The following is a 14,611-nucleotide window of genomic DNA, read 5'->3' on the forward strand; positions in this document are numbered from 1 at the left end:
TAAACAATCGGAGGCTGTTTGTGAGAATTGGCCTCCGGTTGCGTTTATAATTTTGCGTTTAAAATTCAACCGGATGTAGTTGCTTTTTGAAGACCAGACCCGATTGAGGAGGAATATTATGAAAAAAGTATTCGTATTATTCATGTGCATGTTTTTAGCCAGTTTTTTTTGTTCATGTTCTGTTAAAATTCGGAGCAATAGTAAGGAAGATGAAAGTGCTATGAAAGAAGATAACAGCATTGACTATCAAGAGAATAACTCATCTGATAATTTACAAATAAATCAGAAAAATCATCTATCAGAAGATAAGAAAGCAGAGCCTGTATTGGCTCAAGTTAAAGTGTATGAAGGCTTATATTTTGATGAAAGATATTACTCACAAGTGGGTATACCAGATTATGAATCCACCTTTATTTATCATGCTATTTATACCAGTAATATAACTGATACTTCTTTTGATTTTAAAATAGTAGAAATAGAATATTCAACTAAAAATGAAAAAGAAATTATTCCTATTAACACAGCTTACTTTATTGAAGATGGCAAACGAGCTGTCTATTATGGTGATAATCAAACCTTGTATTTTATATTTGATGATGATCAAATAGATCCTACAATTGGTTGTATGACTATTTCAGGATATGATCTATTAGAAGATACCAAATACATTAACAATCAAATACCAGGACATGAGGCTGGATAGATTTTAATAAATGATAGTTTAATAAGGGAAGTGACAATATATGTCACTTCCCTAGTAATTTATGTTACTGAAATCTGGTCTACAGTAATGTATATTGGAAATAGTTAAATTGAGGTTAGATGCGCTAACCAAGAAAATGGGGAAAGGGGCGGATATTGCTCCTTTCCCCATACCTTAATGGAGTTAATAATGCTTAGTTAAGTCTTACAGCATATATGTCATAAGGGTCAGTTTCATTTCCAAGCTTCACGTCAGGAACGGTTTTAACTGGGAGATATACGTCGAGAAGTTTATTATCTTCTCTGACATCCATAAGTTTATTGTCGACCTTGACATCCTCGAGCTTATTGTCAGTCTTGGCGTCCGCAAGAGTTATGTCGGTCTTTATATTATCGAGATATTTGTTAACTTGTTTACCTATTACGGTAAGTGTCTCGCCTAAGTTCACATCAGTAGTCTTGGATGAAACAACATCTACATACTTTGTTTGCTGGCCAATGTCATTACCACTAAGAATCACGGTGTATTTACCCGGAGTCAGTTGTGGAATGGAAAGCTCGGCATTGTTTTGGATTTTGCTTGTATAAACCAGAGTACCACTTGCATTTTTAACGACTATATCAAATTCAGCATCGTAGGCATCGGTTACGAGTTTCCTTGATACTTCTTTAGTCTCAACAAGTCTGTAGTTGCCGTATACGGTGTTAACCAACTTGTAGTCGCCGTACATAGTATTAACCAACTTGTCCTTTATAAAAAGTGGTTGCCTCTTTTATTGTGGAGTTGGGGTTCTCCGTTTTCAGCCTCGTTGATTACGCACAACGTGGTTAAGCGCATCATCTTCGGTTTTTGGTCTACAACAATATTTCTATCTTTATCTTCCATTCCGTGGCGATATCAGTTAATTATGGGTCGTGCTGAGAAATGGGAAATAATTACATTGTTAATTATGGGGTAATATTATTTATAAGTCAACAATTATAAAAACCTGAATTATTCATAAATTTGATATTTATCTTGCTATATAACCAAATATCCGCTTAGTTCGTGATGCTTGAAGCGAAATTTCTCAGATAGAGTGAATTTTAATTGTCTTTTTAAAATTTTATATGCTAAACTAAATATACAAAATAAGGATAACACCTATGAAATGAATTTGATAACTTTTTCAGAAGGAGTAAATTATGCTTAGATCGGAAAAATTAGAGAAAGTAAAAAAGGCTACACTTGCAATGCAACGCTGGCCTTGGGAGCAGGGGGTAGTAGCACAAGCATTCTTCGAGGCTGGCGATATTGAAATGGCCACTCTTATGGCTAGAGAAGCAGTGACCAATCAATGTAAAGATGGAAGACTCGGAATGAAGTATGAAAGAGGAGCAGCTACCGATCCTGCAGCAAACGGAGAGGTAGTGTTGCGTGCAGCTGAAATTACAGGAGAGGAAATTTTCAAGACTGCAGTTCAAAAAATGCTTAATTATCTGCTTTACAGGGCTCCAAAATCGAAAGACGGTATAATTTATCACAACGAGAATGAGGGCAAAATATGGGTTGATTCTTTCTATATGGCACCACCATTTTTAGCGGTAGCAGGATATCCCAAAGAAGCTGTAAAACAGATAGAAGGTTATAGAAAATATTTATGGAATAACGAAAAGATGCTTTATGCTCACCAGTGGGATGATAACCTTGGTCTATTTTCTCGTGAACTCCACTGGGGAGTAGGAAACGGTTGGGCAGCAGCCGGTATCGTCAGAGTATTAATAGCCTTGCCTGAGAAAATGCAAACTGAGAAAAGTAATCTAATAGAGTATTTAAAGGAAATAATAGATGGTTGCCTGGCTCACCAATGTGAAAATGGTTTGTTTCATGATATTGTAGACGATCCCTCAACATTTATTGATTCAAATCTAGCTCAAATGCTCAGTTATTCAATCTACAGGAGTGTTAAAAATGGCTGGTTAAATACAGAGTATATTGAATATGCTGACAAAATGCGAGAAGCTGCATGTCTAAGGGTGGATCAGAATGGCCTAATTCAAGGCTCCTGCGGAGTACCTGATTTTAACGCCCCAGCAACGGCACCAGAAATTCAGGCGTTTTATATTCTAATGGAGGCTGCTTATGATGACTATTACATGTCTTGAAGTGAAGGAGATTTCATGGATAATATGAACAATATAGAAAATGTAAAAAAAGCAATATTCAAATTCAGATAATCTAAATATAAGAATAACAATACATATAAAATACAGTATAAATATCAAATAAATAGATAAAAGCAATAAAACACGCCCAGCTCGGACGTGTTTTTCTTATACTAAATAATCCTAAAATTCTAATTCATTATCCGTATTTCGCAGCAGGTTGGTATTGGTGAGTCCGTATCAAAGGCCTGGCAGGCATCATGCTAATAATCGAGCTTTCGGTCAATCCTTCGAAGATTTTTATACTTGTTGCAATCAAGAATTTGTCTTTTCATTAACTTTTTATTTTACGATTTTTTTATACATTATTTTTATTTATGATTATATTTTATTTTTATTTTTTATTTTTCCTATTGACCTACAGTTAGGTGTAGGGTCTATACTTGCCGTAACGAAGAAAAAAGGAGAGTGAGTTTATGAAAGTGATAGCTATTAATGGTAGTCCCCGTAAAAATGGTAATACTAGTGAGGCACTGAGGATTATGGCAGATGAGTTGGAGGAGCAGGGCATAGAAGTTGAAACCATTCAAATTGGTCAACTAAATATTCATGGGTGCATTGGCTGTGGATACTGTTGGACTTCCGAAGAAAATCAATGTGTTTTTAAAGATGACATTGTCAATGAGGTTGCAAAAAAGATGAGAGAGGCAGATGGCTTTATTCTTGCATCCCCAACGTATTATGCAGGAATAGCAGGAACAATGAAGTCTTTTCTAGACAGAGCATTTTATACAAGTTCAGATTATTTTAAATATAAAGTTGCAACTTCCATTTCAGTTGTAAGACGTGCTGGTGGTGTAGATGTAGTACATCAGCTTAATAACTATCTTAACTTAGCTCAGACAGTTATGCCGCCGTCTCAATACTGGACAATAGCATATGGCTTGGAAAAAGGAGAAGTTCATCAGGATGACGAAGGTATTCAAACCATTCGTAAAAATGCAAGATTAATGGCTTGGCTTCTTAAGACAATTGACGCAGGAAAAGAAAAGATTCCTGTTCCGGTAGAAGAAGAGCGTGTTATGACACATTTTATACGATAATAAAATGTAGATAAAAACAATGATAAATGATAATAAATCAATAATAAATCATTACTAAAGTGATATTAAAAAATAATAAAATGACAATAAATCAGAAAGGATAATAATATGAAAGAAAATTTTTACACATTAAGCAACAACTATAAGATTCCGAACATAGGATTCGGTACATTTCGGACACCTAGTGGAGAAGAAACAGAGCAGTCTGTATTAAATGCAATCAAGGCAGGATATAGACATATTGATTGCGCTGCTGCTTATGGAAATGAAAAAAGTGTTGGTGATGCTATACGTAAATCCGGAGTGGGACGCGAAGAATTATTTGTAACAAGTAAGTTATGGAATGATGAAAAAGGATATGAAAAGACGATAACAGCTTTTAATAGAACCTTAGAGGATTTACAGCTTGATTATTTGGATTTATACCTTATTCACTGGCCTATTGCAAAAGCATCCAAGAATAACTGGCAGGAAGCTAACAGCGATAGTTGGAGAGCATTCGAGGAACTCTATAACCAGGGTAAAATAAAAGCAATTGGAGTTAGTAATTTTCTTCCACATCATTTTGAACCATTGTTGGCAACTGCCAAGATAAAGCCGATGGTAAATCAAATTGAATTCCATCCTGGAATGTTGCAAGAGGAAACCATAGCGTTTTGTAAGCAACACAATATTTTAGCGGAAGCATGGGCTCCATTTTCAAACGGACAGATTTTGAATCATCCGGTATTAAATGAAATTGCAGATCAATATAAAAAATCTGTAGCTCAGCTTAGTTTACGCTGGATTATTCAAAAGGGAATTGTTCCACTACCAAAGTCTGTTACACCAGAGAGAATTAAAAATAATCTTGAGGTATTTGACTTTGAAATCAGTGCACAAGATGTCCTAAAGATTGATGGACTAACCGATTGTGAAAGTTCGGGGCTTCATCCGGACAAAGTAGATTTCTAAGATTATCTGATATCTATCACTGTTAAGAAAATTTTTGCTTATACTATTGAATCAGTGAATAGGAAGAACATGAATTGAGTGCATTTCTTGAACAAGGGATTGCACTCTATTCTTGTCAATATGATTAAACTTTAAAATTAAACAAAAATTAACATATCATCTTTTGACTGTATGCATGAGTATGGTCAACAATTTGATGTTGTTTTTCCTCAATTGCAAGTAGCACGTGATGATATGCAGAACAATGCATCTACCAGGCGATTGATATCTTCATAGTTGTTAAACAGTCCGATCGAAGCTCTGACAATACCGTAACCTTCACCGCTTCGAAAGAGAGAAAACGCCTGTTCATCCGTAAGACCAAGCAAATCTTGAACATATAGATTAGCCCCACTTGTACCCGATGCTATATCAATGCCGTGCCCATATCCAAGCTTGTATGCAAGCGTTTGGTATGACATATTCTTAAGATTGAATGCAACAAACGGGACTCGTGTATTGTTATAAACGTCGCTATACAGAATGAGATTCGGAATTTGACATAGGCGTCTTATAAGGTGTCGGTATAGACCGCGTTCCCATTCTTCAACATTCTCCATGCCAATTTCATTTAGAAAACGGATTGTCTCGCCCATAGATATGATGCCAAGGAAGTCGGGGTATCCAGCCTCATACCTTTCTGGAGAACCCTTATATATGATCTTTGAACTGCTTACAAATTCAGTAATACCGGATCCGAACATCAATGGTTTATAGTGATCTAAAAATTCCTTGTCACCCACCAGAACGCCACCAGACTGCCCTGTGTAAAACTTATGGCCGTCAAATGATATAAAATCAATATGGGAGGTATCGTCATGAGGCTTCATGGTAAAGCTCTTGTGCTGTACAAGTTGTACTGCGTCAACGAGTATCTTAGCTCCATAACTATGGGCTAATACAGCCATGTCATATTCGGGTCGCGTTCATAATAAACCTGGCTGAGAATGTTTATGGCGGAAGTAGTGTTAGAGGTGTAGATAACAGTGTCCAGAGATGGGTTGGCACCGGAAAAGTCTATTACGATATCTCTGACCTCGTTATATTTTTCTGTGAGTTGAGCTGATAAAGCATTGAGTTCATTACCATATGAATAAATAGGAAGGGTTTCGCATAACTCTTGAATGGCCGGTTTAGCCACCAAAGGAGTCGCGGCATTATTCAAATACACCCTGTTTGTAATGCCACAGTGAGTACTTATTGGTGTATCAGTTCCAAAAAAATAGTCACGTAGATTGGATACCATAAAGTTGATTCTCCTTTGATACATACTCTTTTATAATATGATTCTTCTATAAGAAATGACACCCAATGGTAAGCTATGAGTAATGATGAACGTTTTTCTTGTTTACTTGACAACAATATGTAACCATGCTATTATAATATTGTTTACTAGGAAACAATAGGGAGATATAAAATGGAACGAGAAATACTTCAACAGTTTACGCAGCTTTATAACAATCAAAACATACTTAGCGATCTTATAAATAGTGGTTTAAATTCACGATATAGTAATTCAGAATTGCATTGTATTGAAGCTATCGGAAAGCTTGAACGTCCAAATGGAACGCAACTAGCTACGCTTCTTTCTATGACTCGAGGTGCAGTTACAAAACTGGCTAAACGCTTGTTACAGGATGGCCTTATTGAACGTTATATTCTTCCTGATAATAAAAAAGAAATTTACTATCGATTGACCTCTACAGGAGAAGTTCTGTATAAGGAACATGAGGTTGCTCATACAAAATGGGAAGAACGAGATATTGTCTTTTTATATTCTGTTCCAATAAAGGAACAACAAGTAATATTAGACTTTCTACAAAAATTTAATAACTATCTCCAAGCCAAAATACAGGAGGAATCGCTATGAAATACGACTTAACAATACAAGTGGATATGTGTTTAATGGAGCAATGGCTTTCCACACAAGAAAACCGCCATTTAGCCACAGGACATGTGGGTACACATTTAGATACCTATGAGAAAAGTGTTATACCACTTGATTACATTACATGCCCAGGTATTCTTTGGGATATATCAAATATTGCAGAAAATCGTGAAATTGCCCTTTCTGATATTGAGGATTTAAACATACCAGAAAATGCATTTCTTCTAATACGCACCGGTCGAAGTGAGAGAGAGAAGTATGGTACAGTTGATTATTTTCGAGAACATCCGCAATTATCTAACGAGTTGATACAGTGGCTTTCTAATAAACCACTTCGTTTTTTAGGAATTGATTGTTCAGGAATACGCCGTGGAAAAGAGCATGAGCCTGCTGACAGATTGCTAGAGAAGCATGGCATCTTCGTTATCGAGAACCTTAGTGGTCTTAATCAATTATTAGATGCTGATGTCTTTCAGGTCTATACTCTTTGGTTTGATGATCCTGTTGCTACTGGATTACGATGCAAAGTGGTGGCTGATATTGGTGAAAAATAAATTTTAAATTTTTTGTGGCAACGACTGAAACATGCTCGGCGTGATGCCTGGTAATGAATCGTTTGAAGTGACAATGTATTGTATGCAGCAGAAAAACAATCATATATTCGATATTGAAGGATGATGAAACGTAAACAAACTGAGGCCCTTTGAGAAGTGGCCTCAGTTTGTGTTTGCGTGCATTTGCGTGTAATAAGTTAGAATTTGATGTAAGCACGGAAGAAGGGTAGATACGCTAGATAAGAAAATATGGTATAGCGTAAATATTATTTATGCTCACCAATGAGATGATGGCCTTGGTCGCGTTATTTAGATATCTATAAAATTGATCAATGCATTCATTGCTGGTGTAAGTGCTTTTCCCCTATGACATATTAACTGTCTCCATATAGAAATTGGAAAATCTCGGTTGGAAATTGGTAGAATTGATTTTTGAGCTAGCTCTTTTTCTACGACAAACTCAGGGATAAATCCAATACCAAAAGAGTTTAAGATAAGTTCTTTAATTACTTGGACATTCCCAATTTCATAGGTGGGAATTATAAATTCATCATGCTCTGCTATTAGATCATCTAATTTCTTTCGATAACTGATGTTTTCCTCCGTAAGATAAATAGGATATTGTTTTATATCAGATATGGTAACATTAGCTTTACCAGCAAGAGGGTGCTTGGAAGATATATAAAAATTAGTGTTGATAGCAGATTCTTTTAATATAACAAAATCAGGGCGCTGCATTTTAAAATCCAGAGTAAATAACATATCTACCTCATTATGAGTAAGTAAAGTAAACAATTCTGATGTCACCCCAGTTTTTATAACTATTTTTACTTTAGGGTAGTGTTTTTGGAAATCACTTAGTATTTTCGGAAAAATTGATGTACAAATGGAATCAGCCATTGCAATACGTATGGTACCAGCGATATCATCGGTACATCCATTTAGCTGAGAGTGTAAGTCTTCGGTTAAAAGTTGGATATTTTGAGTGTACTGTAGAAATATTACACCATTAGCAGTAAGTTCAATTTTATGACCAATGCGGTCAAAAAGCAAATGCCCTAACTCTTTTTCTAAATTAGAAATTTGTGTAGAGACAGCTGACTGTGAATAACCTAGCTCGGAAGCAGCTAATGAAAAGCTTTTGAGTTCTGAGACTTTTATAAATGTTTGTATATTCTTAAAATCCATTTTACCCTCCAATCAATATCAAAAATATTGATGATATTATCTATATTATCAATTATATTAATTCACTTTATTATGATATAGTAATGAAAGAAGAAATTCAATATCAAAATATGTAGAGGTGGGACTTATCAAAAAAGAGAGGGAAGCAAAGTCAAATATAAATGGATCGTTTGGCAGCAAATGGGGTTTTATTATAGCGTGTGTTGGATCTGCAGTAGGATTGGGTAATATCTGGCTTTTTCCATATCGATTGGGGCAATATGGAGGAGCAGCATTTTTAATACCATATCTATTGTTTGTTTTTTTATTTGGTTATGTTGGCTTATCAGCAGAGTTTGCAATAGGAAGGAAGGCGCAAACTGGTACTCTTGGAGCATATGATGTTTGCTGGAATAAATCAAAGTATAGCAAAGTAGGAAAAACATTAGGGTGGATTCCTCTAATCGGTTCTCTTGGAATTGCAACAGGATACGCAATTATAATTGGATGGGTGTTGAGATCTTTATTTGGATCTGTAACGGGAACTTTATTTAATACTTCAAGTGCGAATTATTTTTCACAGGCAACTGGAAATTTTGGTAGCGTAATATGGCATATTGCTATTTTAGGAATTACCATTTTTATATTATTTACAGATTCTGTAGCTAGAATTGAGAAAGTAAGTAAAGTATTAATGCCTGTTTTTTACTTACTCTTTGCTTTCTTAGCAATAAGGGTATTATTATTACCAGGTTCTGTAGAAGGATATAAGTTTCTTTTTATCCCAAAATGGGAGTCGCTATTGCATATTGATACATGGATTATGGCTATGGGACAGGCATTTTTCTCGCTGTCAATTACAGGATCTGGTATGATTGTTTATGGCGCTTATCTTGGAAAAAAAGAGGATATCGTGAATGCTTCATTGCAGACATCAATATTTGATACTTTAGCAGCTTTATTATCTGCACTTGTTATTATGCCAGCTGTATTTTCATTTGGAATTGAACCAACTGCAGGACCTTCACTTATGTTTTTGGTAATGCCAGACATTTTTAGACAGATTGCATTTGGAAAGATATTAGCATGTATCTTCTTTATTTCAGTGCTTGTAGCAGGAATTACTTCATTAATCAACATGTTTGAGGCAGTTATTGAAAGTTTTCAGCACAAATATAAGATTTCTAGAAATATAGCGGCCTTCATTAGTATCTTAATTTCATTTGCTATAGGTGTATTTTTAGAAAATGAATTGAGTGTCGGTAATTTTATGGATTTCATTACAATTTTAGTAGTACCATTCGGTGCAGTATTTGGTGCAATATCAATCTATTATATCTTGGGTAAAAATAAGATTGAAGAAGAATTAAATTGTGGAAGAAAGAAAAAATTACCAAAGATGTATTCAGTAGTAGCAAGATATGTGTATGTTCCTATCACTATTTTGATTTTTATATTAGGTATTATTTACAAGGGAATAGGTTAAATAGTAACACTGTTAAGAATGGAATTGTAGTGTTTCATTACTCAAATCATTAAAAGGTAAAGAATTTTTACCAATGCAACTATAGATCTAAAACAAAAAAAATATAATCAGTTTAAGCCCTTGAGTATATGTATAATACCCGAGGGCTTTTGCATCAAGAAATATTATTAATTGTATTACAAACATTTCTTATCCAAATCAACTAGCTATATCCAAGAGTTCAGAAATGTTACGTATGGTGTATTTCGCATAGGTACATGTAACGTTTTTGTCATGTTGATAATAACAAGAATCAATTCCAGCATTAATAGCTCCTTGTACATCAGAGGTAGGACTATCGCCTACCATGATTATTGATGTATTATTGACTTCACCTATGTTTTTGAAGCAGAAGTCAAAGAAATAAGGGGAAGGTTTTTCATGTTCTATCTTTTCAGATATAAAATGTCCATCAAATAAGTCGATGATTCCAGCATTTGTTAAGCGTTTTATTTGTGTTGAATAGACACCGTTAGAAGCTGAATAAATTCTTTTCCCCTTTTTTTTCAGCTCTGTTAATGTGAATTTTGCATTGGGAATGAGAGCGGAAGAATTATCAAGGTGAAACCTATATAATTTTTCCATCTTCCTGCCATCAACATTCATACCATAAAGTTTAAAAAACTCGCTGAAGCGCGTATTGAGAACAATTTCTTTGGATATCTTTCCTTGCTCGAGGCTTTTCCATAAAGATTGGTTTATTTTTTTATACTCCTGTAATAACTCATCCTTATATTCTAGCCCTGTTGCTTCAATGATTTTTCTGAAGCTATCTCTTTCAGCAGCATCAAAATCTAAAATAGTATTGTCTAAATCCATTAAAATGATATTATACATAATTTACAACTCCTTCTATAAACGTTTTTTGAGAAAATAATAGGAAAAACCCATTAATCGGGACAGTAGAAAAAAGCTAATAATAGTCCCTTCCCTTATATAGAGATTATGCTTGGTCACTAAAGTGAGTAATAAAGTGCTAAGCAGAAAGAAAATATCAAATCGCATTCGAACAGTCGTTAGTTTATGTTTAAGCTTTTCACCTAATGCAATACATAAACTTTCAAGTGGAAACTGAATGATTTCCATAGCCAAGATTGCACCTAAACTAAGAGAAGCTAAACTAAGCCCGAACAGAAATGTCAATACTCTTAAAAAATAGGATTGTATTATCAAATGGTCAAAAAGAAAATAAACAAATAAATTAACAAGATAACCATTTGCTATAGTTGCTACGATTTGAACAATATCACGGCGGTTCATATGGGTTCTTCTAATAATAAGATAGAGAATAAAAAATAACATATTTAATAAGTTAAGTATGGTCCCAATCTCTAATTTAAAAATCTCTGCTAAAATCAAAGCGAACGCATTCAGCATACTTTGACCAATACCTGCCTTGATTTGCAGAGAAATGCCTAAGCTAAGCATCAGAAATGCTGATACTGAGTATAAAGTTTTTTTCATATTTTGTGGTTTCATTTTTCACCTCGGATAATTTATTTTCTTCTTGCTACATAAATGTTATAATAAAAAAAGATAATTTGATATGAGAAATATCATATATGGGAGAAAAAAATAATGATTTTTAATAATGAAATACCCTCGATACTATTGGAAAATGGAATGAAAAAGACTTTTAACGAAGGCAGTAATATTTATAAAGTAAACAGTAGTGTAACACATTGCTATTTCATATTATCGGGCACCGTTAAAATTTATATTGATCATAAAAACGGCAGGCGCTCAATCCTTGATTTTTTTGGAAGTAATGACTGGTTGGGTGAGCTTTCTTTGTTCTGTAACGAAGCAGAAATAAAAGAAAATAAAGTTCTTCAAGATGTCGAATGCTTGGAATTTGATAAGGATGAATTACAAAAACTATGCAAAGAAAATGCAAAAGTTTCATTTTATTTTGCTTCCTATATTGCCAATAAATTATTAGCAAGAAGCTATAGAATGAGCGAGAGCTTGAATTATTCTCTGGATATCAGGCTTGCTTCCTTCGTTATTCAACATCAGCAGAAGGGTATATATAGTATTCCCCACACAGATGTCTCTGAATACATGAATGTTAGTTACCGCCATGTGCTGTACGTCATGAAGCAATTTTGTGAGTTGGAAATATTAACAAAAGAAAAGGGGAAAGGATATATCATTTCTGATATAGAAAAATTGAAGCGAATACAGGATAAATAAAAAACTATTAGCCCAATAAGGTGAGTTTTTATCCCATAGGCTCTATAGGGATAACTCAAAAAAGTTGAAATGTTATTTCTTGATCCTGCTTGAAATTTATAGATCAACTCGTTTACTGGTAAAAATAAACTATATATTGAAAATAATGTAAATTATTTATTGACAATTGACCTGTTACTAATTAATATATAACTAATGTTATATAACATATGTAATGAATAGGAGGGTTTGTATGCCACCCCAAAAAAAGATAAGTAAAGAGGATATTGAAGAAGCTGCTTTTCTAATTGCTAAAGAAGAAGGATTTTCGGGAATTACCGCGCGAAATGTGGCGAAACACCTTGGGTGTTCGGTTGCTCCAATTTATGTAAATTTTACAACGATTGATGTTCTGATTGAAGCTGTTATAGTACGTGTTTTTGCCATTTCCGATGAGCTGCTGGCGAAACAAAAGGGACAATATGCATTTGAAAATGTTGGGAAAGCCAGTTTAGCGTTTGCACGAGAATATCCGGTTTTTTTTCGTGAACTGATAATGCAACCAAATCCATATATGGATTCGTATGATGCAGTTGAAAAAAAAATACTTGAACAATTGGCTGAGGCTGAGTCGATGAGTGGTTGGACTCTTGAAGAAAGAAGGAATCTGTTGTTAAGAATGAGGATCTTTCAAACTGGCTTGTCGGTTATGATAGCTAACGGACATATTCCATCTTGGCTGGATGACAAAGCAGTGGAAGCGGTGCTGTTTGAAACAGGAAGGGATCTTTTATGTATTCAAAAAATGAAACGGGAGGGGAATATAAAAAATGAATAAGATCATCATTATTGGTGGAGGTATAGCTGGATTGAGTGCAGGTATTTTTGCCCAGAGGAATGGATTTGAAAGTATAATTTTGGAGAAGAACCAAACTTTAGGCGGGGAATGTACCGGCTGGGATCGTCAAGGCTATCACATTGATGGATGTATTCATTGGCTGGTTGGGACTAAAAAAGGAACTCCGATTCACGATCTTTGGACAGCTGTAGGTGCCCTGGATGGGGTTGAAATCTACAATCCTGAAAGCTTTCTGGCTTTTGAACATGAAAGTGGTGTCACAGTACATTTGTATCGTGACCTTGACCGACTGAAATCTAGTTGGGTAGAAATATCACCTCAGGACGAGGATTCTATTAATCATTTTTGCAAAACCATAAAGCAGCTGCACTCTTATGAAATACCAGTTGAAAAACCAAATGATTTGATGGGATTAGGGGAAAAAATCAAATTCATGATTTCAATGAAGGACGTCGGTATGATAATGCAGAAGTTTGGTAAGATGAACTTAAAGGAGTATGCTAAAACCTTTAAGCACCCGGCGTTGAGGGAGATACTTTCTTCCTTTTTACCAGATGGCCACAGTGCCTTGTCAGTTTTCTTTGCATTGGCATCTTTTACAAAAGGTCAAGCTTCTATTCCTTATGGAGGTTCCAAAAAATTTGCACTTCGTATGGTAGAGCGTTATCTAAGCTTAGGTGGTACCATAGAAACCTCTTGTGAAGCCACTGAGTTGAGCATCGACCGCAATAAGGCTGACCGTGTGATTTGCAGCAATGGTAAGAGCTTTGAAGCTGATTATTTTATTGCTGCCTGCGATGCCCATTTGCTCTATAATGGATTGTTAAAGGGAAAGTATCCTGATCCTGAATTTGAAAAACGATATAATAATCCCATAGACTATCCGTTAGGTTCAGAAATCCATATAGCAATAGGTTATGAAGGCGCAATGGATGATATTCCGAGAACTCTGCGCTTTCCTGTTACTCCAATTAAGATTAATGAATCAACGATAGATTTTTTAACAATGACTCATTATAACTATGAGCCAGACTTTGCTCCCGATGGAGGTACCCTGATTGCCTGTAGTATTAACCAATTCCATACAGATTTTGATAAGTGGCATGCTCTTACTAAAGATTCCAACTCCTATGAATGCGAAAAAGCGAGAATTGGTAATGAGGTCGTCCGAGCAATTGAAATACGCTTTCCTCAGATGAAGGGAAAACTCAAGTTGCTTGATGTGGCTACTCCGAAAACATTTGAACGGTACTGTAACGCTTATCGGGGTGCTTTCATGTCATTCTTACCTACGATTAATGGAAGGATGATGTCCCACACAGGAAAAATCAAAGGGTTGCAAAATATCTTTTTAAGCGGTCAATGGCTCCAACCGCCTGGCGGATTGCCTGTGGCATTGATTACTGGAAAATACACAATTATGCGGCTTTGTAAAATAAAAAAACAGCCGTTCAGAAATATCGCGTGAGCTCTGTTTATTGTTCCGTGTTATATACATGA

At 35.1% G+C, this 14,611-nt stretch carries 16 protein-coding genes; 10 read left to right on the top strand and 6 right to left on the bottom strand.

The window, feature by feature from the left end; translation table 11 throughout:
• Positions 1–118 precede the first annotated feature (118 nt).
• Positions 119–703 (top strand): hypothetical protein, encoded by a 585-nt coding sequence (locus CPHY_RS09065; RefSeq protein ID WP_012199774.1) that lies wholly within the window; start codon positions 119–121, stop codon positions 701–703.
• Positions 704–896: 193 nt separating this feature from the next.
• Here CPHY_RS09065 and CPHY_RS09070 read toward each other — a convergent pair whose 3' ends face one another.
• Positions 897–1,433 carry a hypothetical protein gene (locus tag CPHY_RS09070; RefSeq protein WP_012199775.1) on the bottom strand — a complete coding sequence of 179 codons (537 nt, stop codon included), beginning with the start codon at positions 1,431–1,433 and terminating at the stop codon, positions 897–899.
• A 454-nt stretch (positions 1,434–1,887) separates the two neighbouring features.
• Between CPHY_RS09070 and CPHY_RS09075 the strand changes: the two genes are divergently transcribed.
• The 3 genes from CPHY_RS09075 to CPHY_RS09090 all read left to right on the top strand — a co-directional run bounded on the left by CPHY_RS09075 (position 1,888) and on the right by CPHY_RS09090 (position 4,904).
• Positions 1,888–2,847 (top strand): glycoside hydrolase family 88 protein, encoded by a 960-nt coding sequence (locus tag CPHY_RS09075; protein WP_012199776.1) that lies wholly within the window; start codon positions 1,888–1,890, stop codon positions 2,845–2,847.
• A 476-nt stretch (positions 2,848–3,323) separates the two neighbouring features.
• Complete coding sequence (locus CPHY_RS09085; protein WP_012199777.1) at positions 3,324–3,950, top strand: flavodoxin family protein; 627 nt, start codon at positions 3,324–3,326, stop codon at positions 3,948–3,950.
• A 108-nt stretch (positions 3,951–4,058) separates the two neighbouring features.
• Positions 4,059–4,904: an aldo/keto reductase gene (locus tag CPHY_RS09090; protein ID WP_012199778.1), complete on the top strand. Its 846-nt coding sequence runs from the start codon at positions 4,059–4,061 to the stop codon at positions 4,902–4,904.
• Positions 4,905–5,113: 209 nt separating this feature from the next.
• On the opposite strand, the gene CPHY_RS09095 is transcribed toward CPHY_RS09090, so the two are convergent.
• Entirely contained in the window at positions 5,114–5,851 is a 738-nt protein-coding gene (locus CPHY_RS09095; RefSeq protein WP_012199779.1) for an aminotransferase class V-fold PLP-dependent enzyme, read from the bottom strand.
• Positions 5,839–6,189: an aminotransferase class V-fold PLP-dependent enzyme gene (locus tag CPHY_RS09100; RefSeq protein ID WP_012199780.1), complete on the bottom strand. Its 351-nt coding sequence runs from the start codon at positions 6,187–6,189 to the stop codon at positions 5,839–5,841. Before CPHY_RS09100 ends, CPHY_RS09095 begins: the two co-directional genes overlap by 13 nt.
• Positions 6,190–6,360: 171 nt before the next feature.
• On the opposite strand from CPHY_RS09100, the gene CPHY_RS09105 reads away from it, so the two are divergent.
• On the top strand, positions 6,361–6,813 hold the full coding sequence (locus CPHY_RS09105; RefSeq protein ID WP_012199781.1) for a MarR family transcriptional regulator: 453 nt from the start codon (positions 6,361–6,363) through the stop codon (positions 6,811–6,813).
• The gene (locus CPHY_RS09110; RefSeq protein ID WP_012199782.1) at positions 6,810–7,385 is read left to right on the top strand and encodes a cyclase family protein; all 576 of its coding nucleotides are present in this window, start codon (positions 6,810–6,812) and stop codon (positions 7,383–7,385) included. Before CPHY_RS09105 ends, CPHY_RS09110 begins: the two co-directional genes overlap by 4 nt.
• 309 nt (positions 7,386–7,694) lie before the next feature.
• On the opposite strand, the gene CPHY_RS09115 is transcribed toward CPHY_RS09110, so the two are convergent.
• Entirely contained in the window at positions 7,695–8,573 is an 879-nt protein-coding gene (locus CPHY_RS09115) for a LysR family transcriptional regulator (protein ID WP_012199783.1), read from the bottom strand.
• A 118-nt stretch (positions 8,574–8,691) separates the two neighbouring features.
• On the opposite strand from CPHY_RS09115, the gene CPHY_RS09120 reads away from it, so the two are divergent.
• On the top strand, positions 8,692–10,038 hold the full coding sequence (locus tag CPHY_RS09120; RefSeq protein WP_012199784.1) for a sodium-dependent transporter: 1,347 nt from the start codon (positions 8,692–8,694) through the stop codon (positions 10,036–10,038).
• Positions 10,039–10,236: 198 nt separating this feature from the next.
• Here CPHY_RS09120 and CPHY_RS09125 read toward each other — a convergent pair whose 3' ends face one another.
• Together CPHY_RS09125 and CPHY_RS09130 are read right to left on the bottom strand one after the other, a co-directional pair.
• Positions 10,237–10,914: a YjjG family noncanonical pyrimidine nucleotidase gene (locus CPHY_RS09125; RefSeq protein WP_012199785.1), complete on the bottom strand. Its 678-nt coding sequence runs from the start codon at positions 10,912–10,914 to the stop codon at positions 10,237–10,239.
• Between the two features lie 15 nt (positions 10,915–10,929).
• On the bottom strand, positions 10,930–11,556 hold the full coding sequence (locus CPHY_RS09130) for a YczE/YyaS/YitT family protein (protein WP_012199786.1): 627 nt from the start codon (positions 11,554–11,556) through the stop codon (positions 10,930–10,932).
• Positions 11,557–11,700: 144 nt separating this feature from the next.
• Here CPHY_RS09130 and CPHY_RS09135 point away from each other — a divergent pair, with 144 nt between their 5' ends.
• The 3 genes from CPHY_RS09135 (at position 11,701) to CPHY_RS09145 (ending at position 14,579) form a co-directional block, all read left to right on the top strand.
• Complete coding sequence (locus tag CPHY_RS09135) at positions 11,701–12,273, top strand: cyclic nucleotide-binding domain-containing protein (RefSeq protein WP_242657977.1); 573 nt, start codon at positions 11,701–11,703, stop codon at positions 12,271–12,273.
• Between the two features lie 232 nt (positions 12,274–12,505).
• Positions 12,506–13,090 (top strand): TetR/AcrR family transcriptional regulator, encoded by a 585-nt coding sequence (locus tag CPHY_RS09140; protein ID WP_012199788.1) that lies wholly within the window; start codon positions 12,506–12,508, stop codon positions 13,088–13,090.
• Positions 13,083–14,579: a phytoene desaturase family protein gene (locus tag CPHY_RS09145; protein WP_012199789.1), complete on the top strand. Its 1,497-nt coding sequence runs from the start codon at positions 13,083–13,085 to the stop codon at positions 14,577–14,579. The genes CPHY_RS09140 and CPHY_RS09145 overlap by 8 nt, the downstream gene beginning before the upstream one ends.
• The last annotated feature ends 32 nt before the right edge of the window (positions 14,580–14,611 follow it).

The sequence above is a fragment of the Lachnoclostridium phytofermentans ISDg genome, assembly GCF_000018685.1.
In the GTDB taxonomy this organism is placed as follows: domain Bacteria; phylum Bacillota; class Clostridia; order Lachnospirales; family Lachnospiraceae; genus Lachnoclostridium; species Lachnoclostridium phytofermentans.